We start from the raw sequence: 16,520 nt of genomic DNA on the forward strand, positions 1-16,520 counted from the left end.
TTAGACACTCCTTATTTTTATAAAACAAAAACTGCCAGAATTTTCATTCCTGCAGTTTTTTTCCGTTACGACTTATTCAGTCCAATGCTCAACTTTTTCTGGATTTTCACTAATCCAGTTTTGCGCCGCCTCTTCAGGTTCAGCACCATTTTCTATTTCTAACATCACAGATTGCATATCGTCAATTTCCCACTGAAAATTATCTAATATTTGATAAGCTTCTGGTTCGTCTTCTTCTAATCCTTCTCGTGCCATGGTTTCAATATTTTCAGGTTCTCCCATAGTTTCTTTGGGATCTTCTAACATCGTTAAATCATAACGCGAAAAAATCCAATGCGGGGCAAAGATTGAAACCACAATGGGTTCTTCTTGTTTAATCGCTTGATCTAATTCAGCAATCATGGCTGCAGTTGAAGAATTAACTTGTTCCCAATCAGATAAATTCGGGTAAGCCTCAATCGTTTCATCAGTAGCGTCTGAAGTCCCTGTACCGGGCTCAACGCCCACGATTTCTTGGTCAGCTTGGTCGGTTAAATCCTCAATACTTTCAACATCTTCCATGTAAGCAGGAACAACCAAACCAGTTTGGGCGCTTTTTTCTAAATTTGCGCCTAATTTATCCATTTGGCCGCCAAACATATCATATTGGGTTTGATTGGTTGCCGGCCAGGCACCAACCATAGCATCAGCTTCGCCGTTGGCTACAGCTTCCCACATCACGGGAATATCTAAAGCGATTGTATTTACTTCATATCCTTCGTCTCTTAAAACTTGAGCAATGACATTTGTCGAAGCCAACTCAGTATCTAAATTGATATAAGATAAGGTGATTGTGCCTTTATTTGAACGACCGGGAGCGGTTAAGCCAAGCACTGTAATCAAAGCAACTGCTGCAACAACAAGTCCGCCAATCAATTGCTTACGTCGCTTCGTCGTTTTGGCAGTTAGATTGGCTTGTTTTTTACTTGGCTGGTTCATTCGTTGCGCCACACGATCCATTAGAATCGCTAAAATGACAATACCTACGCCATAAACAAAACCATTCCCAACTTCAGAACGTTGTACTGCTGCTAAAATGCCCTGTCCCAATCCTGGTGCGCCAATCATAGAGCTAATAACTACCATAGATAGACTGAGCATGATGGTTTGGTTAATCCCAGCAAAAATGCTTCCTTTAGCAAGAGGCATTTCTAGTTTATAAAGTTTTTGCCAAAGCGTTCCGCCAAAGGAATCGGAAGCTTCTTTTAACTCCTCATCCACTTGGCGAATTCCCAAGTTGGTTAATCTTACAGTTGGTGGTAAAGCAAAAATAACTGAAGCAAACACACCAGGAACCATACCAATGCCAAAAAAGGCGACTGCTGGTATCAAATAGACAAAACCAGGCATGGTCTGCATGATATCTAAAATCGGTTTTATGACAATTTCTACTTTATTACTTTTAGCCATCAAAATTCCCAATGGTACCCCAATCATTACAGAAATTAAACTTGATAAAATGACTAATGTCAATGTGTACATCAGATCTGACCACATGTCTTGATTGTAAATAAATAATAAACCAATCAAAACGAAGACGGGCATCTGCCACCGTTTTTTAAAAATAAAGTAAGTCGCTACCGTTAATAGCAAAATCATTATCATTGGCGGAATTACAGATAGTCCATTGGATAGAGTATCCATCACAAATTGCCCGATTGTTTGAATCATTGAAAAAAAGAAGGCAAGATGTTCAGTTAACCAATCAACAATACGATCTACCCAGTCAGCTATCGGTATCGAAGTTTCTAAAAAATTAATAATGGGCGGACACCTCGACATATGGATCAGATTTGTCTGCTCTCATAATAAACACTCCTCATTTTTAATTTAGCGTTAATACATGTCATTTAGAGTAACAAACATCCCGGTGACATGCAAATTTATTATGAATATTCTGTCATTTTTTATCGCTATTATCCCCACCATCAAAGAGTTCGAAAGAATTTTCAAAAAAATGAATTTATTTGCTATTTTTATTCTTTCATTAAAAGTAAGCGTTTGTAATTTCATTATAAAAAAAGGCTTTGTTTTATCAAAATTTTTAGTAAAACAAAGGTTTTTATCTGCCATATGTTCATTTCTATATCCTGAGCATTGATTTCAGCACATAAGTCTGAAAAAGGACTGCCCCCACTATTATATAAACTTCATATTCATTGGGATTTTGGCCTTCAACGCGGCCTCTTTCGCCTTGGACTAAGTCATCAATTTCATCCATATCTTCTTGAGCTAGTTCAAAGTCTAAATAGCGGAAATTATCGTATTGATGTTTTTGGCTGGTAGACCTTACCACTGGAAAGATATGATGTTGATTGTCCCAGTTAATAATCACCTGTGCAGGACTACGATCGTATTTTTTCCGCAATTTCTTTTATCGTAGATTGGTTAAAGCATCATTGATTTCGTGGGCATAAGGACTCCAAACTTCAGAAACGATACCACGTTTGTCATTTTCTGCAATTAATTCCTTATTATTAAAATAAGGGTAACGTTCAATTTGATTCGTTGCTGGAGTTACATCCGTTGCCTCAATGATATTATCCAAATGTTCAGGTAAAAAGTTGGAAACACCAATCGTCTTAATCAAGCCATATTTCTGCGCAACCACCATGGCTTAGCAAGCTTTGACAAATAATTCTTCTTTAGGACTGGGCCAATGGATCAAATACATATCGAAATAGTCTAAACCTGTGCGATAAAGTGATTCTTGAATGAGCGCGATCGCTTTATCGTATTTATGCGCTAATCCGGAGAGTTTATCGCTTATATAAAGTTTTTTTTCTGGGAATAGAAGAGCTTCGAACAGCTTTATCCACCATACCTTCATTATTAATCTGTGGCGGTATCGAGAATGCGATAACCCAAATGAGCTTGGTAAATACCTTTATCACCTTGAATATGAACTGTACCTAATCCAACATGGGGTAAAGTTGTGCCATCATTTAAATAAAATTTATCCTACAATGTCATGATTACCCTCCTCGTAAATCCAATAAAAAAAGCATGCCTAAACAGACATGCTCTTTCTCATTTATTAGACAAACTCTTCGTATTCATTTGGATTTTGACCTTCAACACGACCTGCTTCGCCTTTGTCTAAAGCATCAATTTTATCCAGATCTTCTTGTGCTAATTCAAAGTCTGTATAATGGAAGTTTTCGTATTGATGCTTAGGATCAGCTGAGCGAACAACTGGAAAGACATGATTTTGATTGTCCCAGTTAATAATCACTTGTGCAGGACTACGATCGTATTTTTCTGCAATTTCTTTAATCGTATCATTGGTCAATACATCATTGATTTCACGACCAAACGGACTCCATGCTTCAGATAAAATGCCACGCTTGTCATTTTCTTGAACCAATTCCTTATTATTAAAATAAGGGTGACGTTCAATTTGGTTGGTTGCCGGTGTTACGCCGGTTGCTTCAATAATGTTATCCAAATGTTCCGGTAAGAAATTGGAGACACCAACGATTTTGATTAAGCCATATTTTTGTGCATCAACTAAAGCTTTCCAAGCCTCAACATACAAACCTTCTTTAGGGTTGGGCCAATGGATAAGAAACTTATCAAAATAATCTAAACCTGTGCGATAAAGTGATTCTTGAATAAGAGCGATCGCTTTATCGTATTTATGCGCTAATCCAGGGAGTTTTGCACTTACATAAAGTTGCTCTCTAGGAATCGATGAACGGCGAACAACTTCGCCCACCATGCCTTCGTTGTTATAATTGGTCGCTGTATCAAGCACACGATAACCAACATCAAGTGCAGCGAGGGCTTGATGAAAACCTTTGCCACCTTGCAGATCGATTGTTCCAAGTGCAATGTGTGGTAAAGTCGTTCCATCATTCAAAAGAAAATTGTTATTCAATGTCATCATAAATCCTTCCCTTCTTATTTCTATTTCCATTATAAGAAAGAATCACTTATTTTTTAAATAAAATGCCTAAATCCTCTTTCCAAGCCAACACACGCTCAACTGAAGCGTCCAATTCTTCTTCTGCATAATCGCCGTCTTCCACTGCTTGAATGACTGCAGGAATTTGTGATTGATAACTAGAAGACATCACCATATCATTCCCTGCTTTTAACGCCTCTAGACCAGCATCTTCTTGCGAAATAAAATCAGCTAATCCAGCCATATCCATATCATCAGTCATGACTACGCCATCAAAGTTTAACTCTTCGCGCAAAATTTTATGCACTTCAGGTGAAATAGACGCAGGAGCATTTGGATCGATACTATTTACAATATTATGAGAGACCAGCACACTATCTGCACCAGCTTTAATACCTGCTTCAAAGGGTAGAAAATCATTTTCGCGTAATTCATCTAAAGAACGATCATCTTCCACAATTTCTACATGGGAATCACGGTTATCGCCATAACCAGGAAAATGTTTTAAGGTAGAACCGCTTTGTGCTTCATTTAATGTTTCTACCACGTTTTTCACATATTCACTTGTTCCTTTTGCATCCATTCCAATGGTTCGATCATAGATAAAAGACTCTTCATCTGTGGAAACATCAGCATCAGGAAACAGTCCAGCATTAATACCTAAGTCCTCAAGAATCCCTGCCTTTTGTTTTGTATCTTGGATAATTCCCTGCCAACCGTCTTCTGCATATATTTCTTGCGGTCCTTTAAAAGGCTGATCCACTAATTCAGGATTATTGCTGATCCGTGTCACTGTCCCGCCTTCTTCATCCGAGCCAATTAAAAGAGGAATATCGCTTGCTTCTTGAAAAGATTGAACTTTCTCTTGTAAGCTTTCTTTTGTCGCATTTTCCGTATCCTCACCAAATAAAACATAGCCGCCTAAATGATAATCTTCTAAATCAGACACTTGATTTTCTTGTGGCGTCCGTGCAAAAAATAACTGACCGACCTTTTCTTCTAATGACATTTTATCGATCATTGTAGTAATATTATCTTCCTCTTCTGAACTACTAGTCATCGTTGTTTGTGAGCTAGAATTGCTTGTAGTACTTGTCGCAGTTTTTGTCTCCTGATTGCGAGTCATCGCCCAAACACTAGCCGCGCAAACCACCAACAAAACACCCACTAAACTAATAATAACGCCTTTTTTCTTCATCTCTACTCTCCTAATTTTTAAGTATATCGTATATTGTCTTTTCTATTTTAACGTACTTATTAACAAAATAACAAAATTTCATCTAATAAAAACACCTTCTTATTATTAGATAAAGAAGGTGTTTTTCACCACAAAAAAATGCGGCAACTTTTGGATGTTTTATTTCATTTAATTAACGAACTGTTTTTAAGTAACTTTTCAATCGTTTCAAAGGTAGGGCACGTCCCACAACATAGTTCAAAATTGATTGAATCGGAAACATAACTAAAGCTTTTATAACTCTTGGGCCCCAAATTACTCCGCTGGTAATAGGTTGATTATACATAATCATTAACCAAATCGGTGTCAAAATCAAGCTGACAATAATAGTAATTGACAATGAGCAAAGAATAGCGTTTTTCCAAGTCACTTCTTTTTGATAAAAGAAATAACCATAAATTAGCCCCCCGATAAATGCATTCAATGTAAATCCAGGAAAAAACGCAGATCTAGCAAATAGCATCATACCAATTGTATCTGCTAACACAGCTCCTACTCCGGTCCAAACCGGACCAAATAAGGCGCCCATAATAATTTTAGGGACAAATTCAAAAGAAATTTTGATAAACTGTGTTTCAAAACCGAAAATACGTGACAGAATAACAGTCAGTGCGATCAATAGCCCTAGCATGGTGATCATATGTGCATTGATCTTTTTTGTCATAACTAGCATCCCCTTTTTGCGACAAAAAATGCCGCCTAGAGCTGCTACATTAAAAATGCAGCGAATGCGAAAACAAAACCGCGAACTTTCGTCCTTCGTCCAAAAGGCAACATCCCATCCTCTCGGCACTTGACGCTTCGTTTTCTACTCTGATTTATTAATGGAAGTTTTATCCACCACACAGACTATAGCACAGCTGTTGGTTAACTACAATGGATTTGTTTTTTTAAGAAGTAACTAATAACAAGAGAACACCAGAAAACATTAAAACTAGAGTTAGTCCGTAAAAGCAGCTAGTTTATTTGAATTCTTAAGTTAGTCTGCTAAACTAGATCTAGTTTTTTTAAAATCTTGAGTTAGTCCACCAAAGTAGATCTAGTTTTTTTGGATTCTTGAGCTAGTCCGCCAAAGTAGATCTAGTTTTGTACGAACTCTTGAGTACTAAGTCTATTTTGATAAAAAAAGAAACCACCTTTGTATTTAGGTCTATCGTAGTCTAATTACAAAAGAGTAGCTTCTCTTCAGTCATCTATCACGGCTCATTTATGCTTCGCTTTTTTCAAATGTTCCCCACTTGACTGCTGTGCCTTTTTCTACCATCGTTTCTCCTTTAGCAATTACCGTATCGATGGTTAGATTATCCTCATCAAGTAAGACAATATCTGCGTCAAATCCTACTTTTAAATGCCCTTTTTTAGAAAACTTCAATAATTTAGCCGGTGCGCTGGTTATTGCACGCAAAGCAGTCTCTAACGGAATATTTTCTTTTTCTACGCTTTCTTTCACGCCTGTTAAAAGTGATTTGGAGCTACCGACACCCATTTCTACAAAATGGTTATTCTCATCAAAAATCGGCAAGCTTCCTTGACCATCTGAAGTCATCGTGATGCAATCAGTGTCCAATCCTTCGTCGATCACCCGTTTTAGACATCTACGAAAAGGGATCGAACCATCGAGTTCATAGGTCTGATCAGGATTCTCACTGCCTGTAATATCAAAAACGCCACCAGCTTTAGCAAAGGCAATCGCTTCGTCCAATAACGCCTCATTTCTTTCACAGTGGGTTGGATAAAAATTACTTACTGGAATATCGGTTTCTTCCAAAGCTTGTCGGATAAATGATAAACGTGATTTTCCGGGACCCACATGAATATTGGTTACGCCGGCTTTACCTGCTAATAAACCGCCTACGCGCGCGTCAGCTGCCGCATGAGCAAATTCTGTAAAAGTAGGCGCGCCATTTCTATGATCTGCGATTGCAATTTCGCCAATACCGATCACCTTGTCAATGGCCATTAAATCTTTAATCACTGAATCAGTAAGTGTATTTACCGGCAAGCGATAGCTACCTACATAGATATAAGTGCTAACTCCTTCGGTTTCCAATCCCCGAGCTTTGCTCAATAAAGCCATATCATCACGACCTACGCCATCAGTACCTAAAACACCAACGACTGTGGTTACACCCGCTGTCGTTAACTGAGTCAATTGCACTTCGGGTGTCCGATTGTGAAAACCATTTTCGCCACCGCCACCTAGTAAATGGAAATGGCTGTCAATAAAACCTGGCACGGCAACTTTTCCACTACCATCTATTTCTTCTATATTTATACCAGTGATTGAAGCATCGATATGATCTTCAATCGCAATAATTTTATCATTAGCCAATAATATATCTTTTACGCCTTGGTATGCTGGCGCGTAAGTTGCAATTTGTTTAAGTAACTTCATCTACATCGTCTCCTTAATGATAACCAATCAATACTGCGCCGATAATAAAGGCACTGCCAATAATAAACAAAAATCCTTGCATCTTAATTTGAAATTTCGCCCACTGGCTCCAATCCATACGAGCGATTCCTAAAACGCCAATTAAACTAGCAGAAACTGGTGTAAAGGCATCGACAAAACCTGCGCCCAATTGGAAACATAGTACTGCCACTTGTCTTGTTACTCCAGCTAAATCCGCTAATGGTGCCATAATAGGCATGGTCAATGCAGCTTGCCCTGAATTAGAGGTTACGATTAAGTTAAATAAACTTTGGAAAATATACATAAACCAAGCGGCAATCATAGAAGGAACACCTGATAATAGTTCGCCTACACTGTGTAAAATTGTATTTAAAGCCGAATAACTGCCAGCATCTGAGCCGCCTAAAACCAGTAGGATTCCTTGAGCCATCCCTACAACGGCAGCAGTAGGTGCTAGATCTGCGACACCATCTTGAAAAGCGGTCGCTACATCGTTAATCTTCATTCCATTCACTTGCAAAACAATTGCGATAACGCCTGCGCCTAGTCCGATAACAAAAAATTGGGAGGCCATTTCCGGAATGGTAAATCCTTGCGCCATTACGCCATAAACGATCCAAATCAGACCTACTAGTAATTCCAATAAAATGAGTTTATGTCCTATTGTAAATTCATGGTCAACTTCCTTTTGATTTTCCAGATTCTTACGAAAGTAACCATCGGACTTATAAGTGACAGATTTTGTCGGATTTGCCTTAATTTTTCTAGCATAACGCACGGTATAACCACAAGCCAGCGTGGTAATAACAATCCACATGACAATTCTAAAACCTGCTCCTGATAAAGCAGGAAGTCCGGCTATTCCTTGTGCGATTGCGATACTAAATGGACTCATCCAGGAAGCAGCGTTTCCTATTTCAGCAGCGGCAATCGTAATAGTCACTGCCGTAATCGAATCATAACCTAGCGCAATCGTAAAAGGCACGATAATAATGGCAAAAGCAATCACTTCTTCAGAAGCACCAAATGTGGCGCCCATAAAAGAAAAAGCAACAAAGATTAACGGAACAGCTAAATGCTGCATTCCTTTAGCGTTACGTAAGAAAGCATAAATTCCAGCATCAATTGCGCCTGTACTCATAATAATCCCAAAAGCACCGCCGACCACTAAAAGCATGGCCACAATCCCGATGGCTGAACTAAAACGATCACCGGTGACTAACCCTTCAAATAAATAATTAAAAACACCAAAACCATAGTGATCTTGAGTTCCCCATACTTTTGCTGTTTTGTTCAATTTTTCCGAAGTGTCATAAACACTGTCGCCATAAAGTTCATAAAGCTCATCTTCAGAAAGACCAATCGCAGCTAACTGACTTAAGCTAATGTCTTGATTCTCATCCAAAACTTCTGTTAAATCTTCTTGTTCTACCTGTATATTAGCTAAAGTTTCAGAATCTTGACTTAGATCCTCTAATTCTGTCCGTAAGCTATCTTGTTCTAACGGATGCATATAGCGAAAAGAATCTTGTTGCAAGACTTCTTGGGTTTCTGTTCCTCCGTCGCCTGTCTCGTATTCTACTTCTTCTGTGCTAAATTTCCCTGCCGGAATGACTAAAGTTAACAGCCAGGCAACAATCACAATGCCAAAAATAATGACATAAGTATGCGGCATTTGGAAACGTTTTTTATCCACTGTTTCTAACTCCTCTTGCATAATTATTTACTCCATTCTTTTTTTATCATTTCTATCATACGTTTGTTCATTCCTTTTTTCAATATTTTTTTAATTAAATTTCATGAAAACAGTGAATATTAATATGCATAATTGTATAAATATAACTGAAAAACTCCCAAAAATAAGCTTTTCGCTTTTATTTCTGAGAGTTATTTCTAGTTTTCTTCCTTTTTTAAATACCGTTTTGTTCAGCTTTGTTATCTTCCATCCAAAACTATAAATTCGGCAAATTCCTTCTCTTCATCATTAGAGCAATTGAAGAAGAATCGAAGCGATAATGATTGAGGCTACAGATACTGTAGCAAAACCTCCTACCAACATCTTAGGCATCATATGATCCGATAAATAATCGCGCTTTCTTTCATCGCTTGTCAAATGTTGAATGACTTCTGAAGTTAAAATGTAATCTGATGGAAAACCACATAACGCCGTCAAAGAAGTAGCAAAAGCCATTGGTGTGCTCATTTTCATCGACTTTGCTAAAAGTGAGGAAGCAATAAACATTCCTAAAACACCTAAAATGAGTAAAATTAAAATTTGCAAAATAATCCCTTTAAGTATCTGCGGAGTTACCGTATTTAATTGGGAAAAGATATAAGCCATCAAACCATACATCAACCAGTTAAAGACTTTGGCCTGGTTCAATACATTTTTTTCTAAAAATCCTACTTGATGTCCGATAACACCCAAAACTAGCGCGCAAATACTCGAATCAATCGCTTCATTGGTTAGCTGTGATAAGCCCATTGCTAATAAGCCGACAAAGGCAACTTTGGCTAACACAAAGGCACTTGTTTTATATTGATTGGGCATTTTTATAAATTTCTGAGACTGCTTATTTTCTTTCTGTTCTTCTGTATTTGTAGCTGTTTGTGCTGTTGGATCGTATTCTTTTAACAAACGATTTCCTTCTTTTTTTAACATGAAAGAAACCATCGGGTAGCCAATAAAGTTTTGTAAAATATACATCGCTACGGGTAACGCAAGATACATTGTTAGTCCTTCTGCTTGCAATCCTTCTGTCATCAAAGCAGTGGAAACCACGCCACCGAGTAAAGGAGGGATTGTGGCTGCAACTGTATGCCAGTCATATAAAATCGTCCCAATAACCATCGTTAAAATAGCAGCGCCCAGTGCTCCTGTTAAAGCAATCACGACGGCTCTCCATTGATCAGCAAGTTGTTTTAGATCCATCATTGTACCCAAATGAACTAATAATACAGGAACGATAATAGCGATAAATTCATCGCCAAAAGAAGCTTGTACTGCAATATCCTTCGGTAAAAACGTCCAAAACCCTATGATAAATAAAATGGCTGATATAAAAATTGATGGAATATAGGCCCTGGAAAAAGAGGACACCCACTCACCAATAAAAATAAATACCATAACAAGCAAAAAAGCTATTAAATATTTCATAACACCCCACCTCCTCGTAAATATAAAATATATGGTAAAGCTAATTTATTAGAAAGTAAATACTTTTGGGAATTTTCTTAAAATTGTTTATATTCTTTCATTTTAAAAGTAAATTTTCTGTAAAAAACGTCCAAGCATTCATACTTGGACGTTTCACTTCATTTTTTATTTTATTTCTATGCCTTTTTTAAATACGGTTTTTTCTTTTTGCATCACTTTGATATCTTTAAGTGGATCTTCATCCAAAACAATAAAGTCAGCGAGTTTGCCTACTTCAATTGTCCCTGCTTTTTGGTCAATTTGCAATAATTTCGCCGCGTTGATAGTGGCTGCTTGTAATACTTGCAGATTTGTGACACCGGCATTTACCATCAATTCAAGCTCGATCGAAGAGTTTTGATCAAAGTTATTAAAAGCCGTACCGGAATCTGTTCCCATAGCTATCGGAACACCAGCTTGAGCGGCTTTTCCTATGCTCTGGCTATGTGCTTCTGATAGTTCTAACGATTTTTGCACCATAAATCCAGGTAATTGGTCAGCTTCTTGAATCATCGCCCAAGGCGCAGTTAATGTTGGCACAATATAAGTTCCTCTTTGTAAGAACATATCAATTGTTTCATCATCTAGATAAACTGCATGTTCGATCGAATCCACGCCTGCGCGCAAAGCATTCTGGATACCTTCTGTGCCTTGAGCATGCGCGTTAGCTGTTCGTCCTTTATGATGCGCTTGTTCAACAGCGGCCCGTAGTTCTGCTTCAGTTAATTGAATGTCATGAGGTGTTTCACCGTCAAAGGAGACGCCGCCTGTGGCCATTAGTTTCACGTTACCAACGCCTTTTTTAAGTAAAAGACGAGCGTATTTACGTGCTTCATCCACACCGTCTACTTCATAGGAGCCTTCACTGAAATGGCCACCTGTCATGGTCAGTGGGTAGCCTGAAGCTACAATCCCTGGAGAAAACAAGTCTCCTTGGCGTTCAAGTGTAGCTAATTCTATATCCACCTCAAATACTGATCCGACATCGCGGATATAAGTCACACCATCTGTTAATAATTTTTGTAAATTGGATAAAGCCACAAAAGTATACGCAGGCGATTTTGTGGCTGTCGAACCTAAGGACGTAACTCTGCCATAAGGATCAGCCACAATATGAGTGTGAGCATTGATCATCCCAGGCATCACATATTTCCCAGCAAGATCGACTGTTTGATCCACTTTTTCATCTTCTACAAAGTTTCCCTTTTTGTCATCTACTACAAAATCTAAAGTTTCAAACTCTTCATTTTTTCCTGTAAATACCTTGGCATTTTTGTACAGTGTCTTTGTCATACTTTTATCAATCTTCTTTCTTTACATTTTAAAAAATGTTATACCTAATTTTCAGGAATGTAAAGTTTTTTTCGAAATTTTCTTTCAATTTATTGAAAACAACGACTATAGTAAAAGGACTTATCTTTTAACGACAAGTCCTTTTACTTATTTATTGGATGCTTTTTTAAATATGGGAACCGGAAAGGATTTACTCAGTGTTTTTACAATAAAATAAGCAATATTATAATCGACTAGACTATGAATAACCCCACCAATACCAATAAAAGCAAATAATAAAGTAAACATTGAAGTATCATAACTTACTTGCGGACTTCCGCCCAAAAGGAAAAAAGCTGCGACGACGATAACTTCAGCTACGGCATGAATCATGGCAATCATGAGGTTATATAGCTGAAATTTTTTAGGGTGATTGACTATTTGTGGCCTTTTTTGTAAATATAACGAACCTAAAACAGCAAACAGTAGATGCGATAGCGCACGCAAAGCAATGATGAAAGGCGCGGTCAATAAAAAGCCAAAAGATGTTCCTAAAGCAACAACCATTGACATTTTTGGTGAAAAAAACATCGCTACAAACAAAGGCACGTGACTAGCTAAAGTAAAAGAGGCCGGACCAATCACAATCCGCGGCATAACCAAAGGAATCAATACACTTAAAGCAATTAACAAGGCTGAAAGTGTTAGTTGTTGTACAGGTTTTGTTTTCATTTTTGTTCTCCTTATAAGTTGTAAGTTGACAAAACACCTTTGAATTGCGCTTAGTTTACCGGCAAAAGCACGAGCTGTCAAGACAACTCGTGCTTTTCTTTGTTTTCTTCCATTGTATTACTCAAACGAGCGAATTCTTCTAGTGATAAAGTCTCTCCACGACGAGAAGGTTCGATCGCGGCTTTTTCTAGACATTCTTGCAGCCAGGCTTTAGTTTCCGGCTCTTTGCCGTAAGTATGTTGCAGATTATTCCAAAGTGTTTTGCGACGTAACGCAAAAGCTGCTTTTGTGAGTTTGAAAAAGGCTTTTTCATTGATGAGTTGAACTTTAGCTTGTTCACGTCTTTTAAGGTTTAATATCGCTGAATCTACATTAGGTTGTGGTACAAAAACCGTTTTAGGCACGATAAAAGAAATTTCTGTTTCCATATAATATTGAACAGCAATCGTCAAAGAACCATAAGCCTTGGTTCCAGGCTCTGCATTGATGCGTTCTGCTACCTCTTTTTGAATCATCACAATCATTTCATCTACAGCTAATGATGACGTTAAAAAATGCATCATAATAGGCGTGGTAATGTAGTAGGGCAGATTGGCTACGACTTTAAGCGGTAATTTTTTGGAAAAAACTTCATTAGTTACCTCTACTAAGTCCGTTTGCAAAACATCTTGATTAACGATTGTTACATTGTCAAGATCTTGCAAAGTATCCTCTAAAACAAGGAGTAATCGCTGATCGATTTCAAAAGCCAGAACCTGTGCGGCATTTTGTGCTAAATGTTCAGTCAAAGCGCCAATACCCGGTCCGACTTCGATAACGTTGGTTTCTTTTGTAATATTTGCTGTCTGTACAATTTTATGCAAAATATTAGGTTCAGTTAAGAAATTTTGCCCTAGACTTTTTTTCAAAGTGAAACCGTGTCGTGCTAAAATTTCTTTTGTCTTTGAAGGTACCGCTATTTCTCTATTATCTTTCACAAATTTTCCTCCACGATTTTCATAGCTTCTGCTAGTTCATCTTCTGTAATACGAAACATCGCTAAGCGTTTTTCGAGTTGTTTCCCATTGGTATAGCCGATCCGTAATTCATCGCCTAATAATTCGCGCCGTCTTTTTGCTTGTTTTCCACCTAATAAGCCATAGTCTAATAACATCTGCCTTGAAATTTTAAGAAGATCGTTTTCTTTAGAAGGGGTGGCGACTTGTTGCAAGGCTGCTAAAATCGCCTCGTCACTTGCATGTTCCACCCCTAAACTAGCATATTTTTTCTTCCCACGAGCTTTATCACGAGGTAAAAAGGCATGTTTAGCGTCTGGAATTTCTGCCATAATAATTTTTCGAATCTTTTCTCCTGAGTAATCAGGATCGGTAAAAACGATCACCCCTCTTGTTTCTTGCGCATGAATAATACGTTCAATGATTTCCTCATTGATGGCAGAACCAATGGTTTCAATCGTGTCCGCCGATAGTACTTCTTGAATACGGCGAGTATCATCTTTTCCTTCAACAACAATGACTTCTTCAATGCTTTCTTGCTTCATTGCTTAATACCAAATAACTTGTGAGCATTTTTCGTCGTTTGTATAGCTACATCTTCCACACTAAGTTCTTTTAATTCCGCGATTTTTTCCACCACATAACGAGTGTAACCCGGTTCGTTTTGTTTTCCTCGATAAGGAACGGGTGCTAAATAAGGCGCATCAGTTTCTACTAACATCCGATCAAATGGCATCTTTTGCGCCGCTTCTTGTACATCCAGCGTCTTCTTAAAAGTGACTACACCACTATAAGACAAGTGCATTCCCAGATCTAAAAACCGTTGGGCCCATTCATAGTCTCCATTAAAACTGTGCATGATGCCACCAATATCTTTAATTTTTTCATCTTTTAAAATTTGGTAGGTATCTTCCATGGCTTCTCGGTTGTGTACACTAAATGGCAGACCCATTTCACGCGCAATCGCAATTTGACGACGAAATATTTTTTCTTGAACATCTTTAGGATCTTCCATCCAGTGATAGTCTAACCCAATTTCACCTAGAGCTACGACTTTTGCTTTATCTAATTCTTTTTGTAAATAGCTTTCGACCTCTTTGTTATAGCTTCCAGCTTCAGTTGGATGCCAGCCGACAATACTGTAAATATTATCATATTCTTGGCTTAATTTTTTCGTTTTTTCAATTGTTGGATAATCAAAACCGACAACAGCCATTTCATTAACGCCTAATTCTTTAGCGTGTTCAACCGTCTCTTTTTCTATCCCTTCAAATTGTTCAGCGTTCAAGTGTGTATGTGTATCAAAAATCACAAAGATTTCCTCCTTTTATTTGAAAATCCGTTTGAATTCCTTATATATCCTAGCATATTTTTCTTAATTTTAGAACTAAGGGCTTTTTTTATTAAACACAAACAATATGTAAGTTTTCTGCTTTGTTCGATTGCAATTTTCTCTTATTTCCACTATTATTCTATATATAGTTGTGTTAAAAAAATGGCAAAGGAGACCTATTAACATATGTACATGTACATTATTTGGGGAATTTTATTCCTGTTGTTTTGCCTGTTCTTTTACATGGTCTTCATTGAGCCACGTCGTTTAAAAGAAAAACATTATTTTATTAAAAAAAATAAAAAAAAAGTATTGGATATTTCCAATGCCTTCGATCTTTATGAAAATGATTCTAACATCGTTATTTGTCATTTAAGTGATTTCCACTTTTCCCGCTATTTTAAACCGCAACGTATTAATCGTGTTATTCGTTCTATTATGGATATTGCCCCAGATCTAATTGTCTTTACCGGCGATTTGATTGATAATTATGAAAAATGGCCGCATAAAGAAACGCAGCGTTTAGTTGAGAAACTAAATAGAATGACTGCTCCTATGGGTAAAATTGCTGTTTTAGGAAATCACGATTATCGAAGTGAAGGCTATTATTTTGTCAAAACAGTCCTAAGCGAGGGCGGTTTTACTGTTTTAGAAAATGAAGAGATTTTTGGTTCAAATGACGAAGTTTCCATTAATATTGCTGGAATGGATGATTGTTTAAGCGGAAATCCAAAGTTCAGTTTTGAACGTACCTTGGCCCAGTGGCATCTTCTTTTAGTTCATGAACCTGACGGTGTATTAGATACTGAAAACATTCAAAACTTTGACTTAATCCTAGCAGGACACAGCCACGGTGGTCAAGTTCGTTTGCCTTTTCTTTTTTATAAAATAAAGGGATCTATTACCTATACTCATGGTTTGTATTTGTTAGGTAAAAAAACATTACTTTCTATTAGCAATGGAATCGGCACCTCACTTTTTCCCATACGCTTTAGAGTCCCACCCGAACTTATTTATTATCATTTAGCTAAAAAACCGGCAGAAGTAGAACAAGAAAAATAACTCCCGTGGCACCGAAACAGTGCTGCTTGGGGGTTATTTTTGTCTCATGGAATCATTAAATCTTTTAAATTCAATACTTATAAAGTCCATACAAATTTGTTGAACTTGAGACACACTTTAGTCCAAAAGACAGGCTAATGGTCTCTTCTTTGTTAAACTTTGGGACAATTACTCTGTTTATGGCCTCTTCTTTGCCTGACTTAGGGACAAATGCTAATTATTTGGCCCCTCCTTCTCCATACTAAAGGACAATAGTCAAAGTTTTGGCCCCTTCTTTATCTGACTTTGGGACAAAAACTACTTATAAGACGTCATTTGTATACAAAAAGCA

The 16,520-nt window shown here is 37.5% G+C and carries 13 protein-coding genes, 1 pseudogene and 1 riboswitch; of the genes and pseudogenes, 1 reads left to right on the forward strand and 13 read right to left on the reverse strand.

Annotated features, from left to right (window positions below; all coding sequences use genetic code 11):
* Positions 1–72: 72 nt before the first annotated feature.
* The 13 genes and pseudogenes from C7K42_RS06660 to C7K42_RS06720 form a co-directional block, all read right to left on the reverse strand.
* On the reverse strand, positions 73–1,821 hold the full coding sequence (locus C7K42_RS06660) for an ABC transporter permease/substrate binding protein (protein WP_373852837.1): 1,749 nt from the start codon (positions 1,819–1,821) through the stop codon (positions 73–75).
* A 301-nt stretch (positions 1,822–2,122) separates the two neighbouring features.
* Positions 2,123–2,988: pseudogene (locus C7K42_RS06665) on the reverse strand (aldo/keto reductase); the annotation flags it as partial.
* Between the two features lie 88 nt (positions 2,989–3,076).
* Complete coding sequence (locus tag C7K42_RS06670; RefSeq protein WP_124175421.1) at positions 3,077–3,925, reverse strand: aldo/keto reductase; 849 nt, start codon at positions 3,923–3,925, stop codon at positions 3,077–3,079.
* 49 nt (positions 3,926–3,974) lie between these two features.
* Entirely contained in the window at positions 3,975–5,144 is a 1,170-nt protein-coding gene (locus C7K42_RS06675; RefSeq protein WP_094243951.1) for a glycoside hydrolase family 3 protein, read from the reverse strand.
* A gap of 172 nt (positions 5,145–5,316) precedes the next feature.
* Complete coding sequence (locus tag C7K42_RS06680; RefSeq protein ID WP_200811700.1) at positions 5,317–5,856, reverse strand: folate family ECF transporter S component; 540 nt, start codon at positions 5,854–5,856, stop codon at positions 5,317–5,319.
* 47 nt (positions 5,857–5,903) lie between these two features.
* Positions 5,904–6,001, reverse strand: a riboswitch (THF riboswitch).
* Positions 6,002–6,390: 389 nt separating this feature from the next.
* Positions 6,391–7,578: a beta-aspartyl-peptidase gene (gene iadA / locus C7K42_RS06685; protein ID WP_014123757.1), complete on the reverse strand. Its 1,188-nt coding sequence runs from the start codon at positions 7,576–7,578 to the stop codon at positions 6,391–6,393.
* Between the two features lie 13 nt (positions 7,579–7,591).
* Entirely contained in the window at positions 7,592–9,316 is a 1,725-nt protein-coding gene (gene yfcC, locus C7K42_RS06690) for a putative basic amino acid antiporter YfcC (protein ID WP_014123756.1), read from the reverse strand.
* 267 nt (positions 9,317–9,583) lie between these two features.
* Complete coding sequence (locus C7K42_RS06695; RefSeq protein ID WP_014123755.1) at positions 9,584–10,756, reverse strand: hypothetical protein; 1,173 nt, start codon at positions 10,754–10,756, stop codon at positions 9,584–9,586.
* 165 nt (positions 10,757–10,921) lie between these two features.
* Positions 10,922–12,088, reverse strand: coding sequence for a metal-dependent hydrolase family protein (locus C7K42_RS06700; RefSeq protein ID WP_103099611.1), 1,167 nt, complete (start codon positions 12,086–12,088; stop codon positions 10,922–10,924).
* A 147-nt stretch (positions 12,089–12,235) separates the two neighbouring features.
* Positions 12,236–12,799, reverse strand: coding sequence for a hypothetical protein (locus C7K42_RS06705; RefSeq protein ID WP_014123753.1), 564 nt, complete (start codon positions 12,797–12,799; stop codon positions 12,236–12,238).
* A gap of 77 nt (positions 12,800–12,876) precedes the next feature.
* Entirely contained in the window at positions 12,877–13,776 is a 900-nt protein-coding gene (gene rsmA / locus C7K42_RS06710) for a 16S rRNA (adenine(1518)-N(6)/adenine(1519)-N(6))-dimethyltransferase RsmA (protein ID WP_014123752.1), read from the reverse strand.
* On the reverse strand, positions 13,773–14,339 hold the full coding sequence (rnmV, locus tag C7K42_RS06715) for a ribonuclease M5 (RefSeq protein ID WP_014123751.1): 567 nt from the start codon (positions 14,337–14,339) through the stop codon (positions 13,773–13,775). The genes rsmA and rnmV overlap by 4 nt, the downstream gene beginning before the upstream one ends.
* Positions 14,336–15,106, reverse strand: coding sequence for a TatD family hydrolase (locus tag C7K42_RS06720; RefSeq protein WP_103099612.1), 771 nt, complete (start codon positions 15,104–15,106; stop codon positions 14,336–14,338). The genes rnmV and C7K42_RS06720 overlap by 4 nt, the downstream gene beginning before the upstream one ends.
* A 213-nt stretch (positions 15,107–15,319) precedes the next feature.
* Here C7K42_RS06720 and C7K42_RS06725 point away from each other — a divergent pair, with 213 nt between their 5' ends.
* A complete protein-coding gene (locus C7K42_RS06725; RefSeq protein WP_041591885.1) occupies positions 15,320–16,189 on the forward strand; it encodes a metallophosphoesterase in 870 nt (289 codons plus the stop codon).
* The last annotated feature ends 331 nt before the right edge of the window (positions 16,190–16,520 follow it).

Origin of the sequence: Tetragenococcus halophilus subsp. halophilus DSM 20339 (genome assembly GCF_003841405.1) — a bacterium.
GTDB lineage: Bacteria > Bacillota > Bacilli > Lactobacillales > Enterococcaceae > Tetragenococcus > Tetragenococcus halophilus.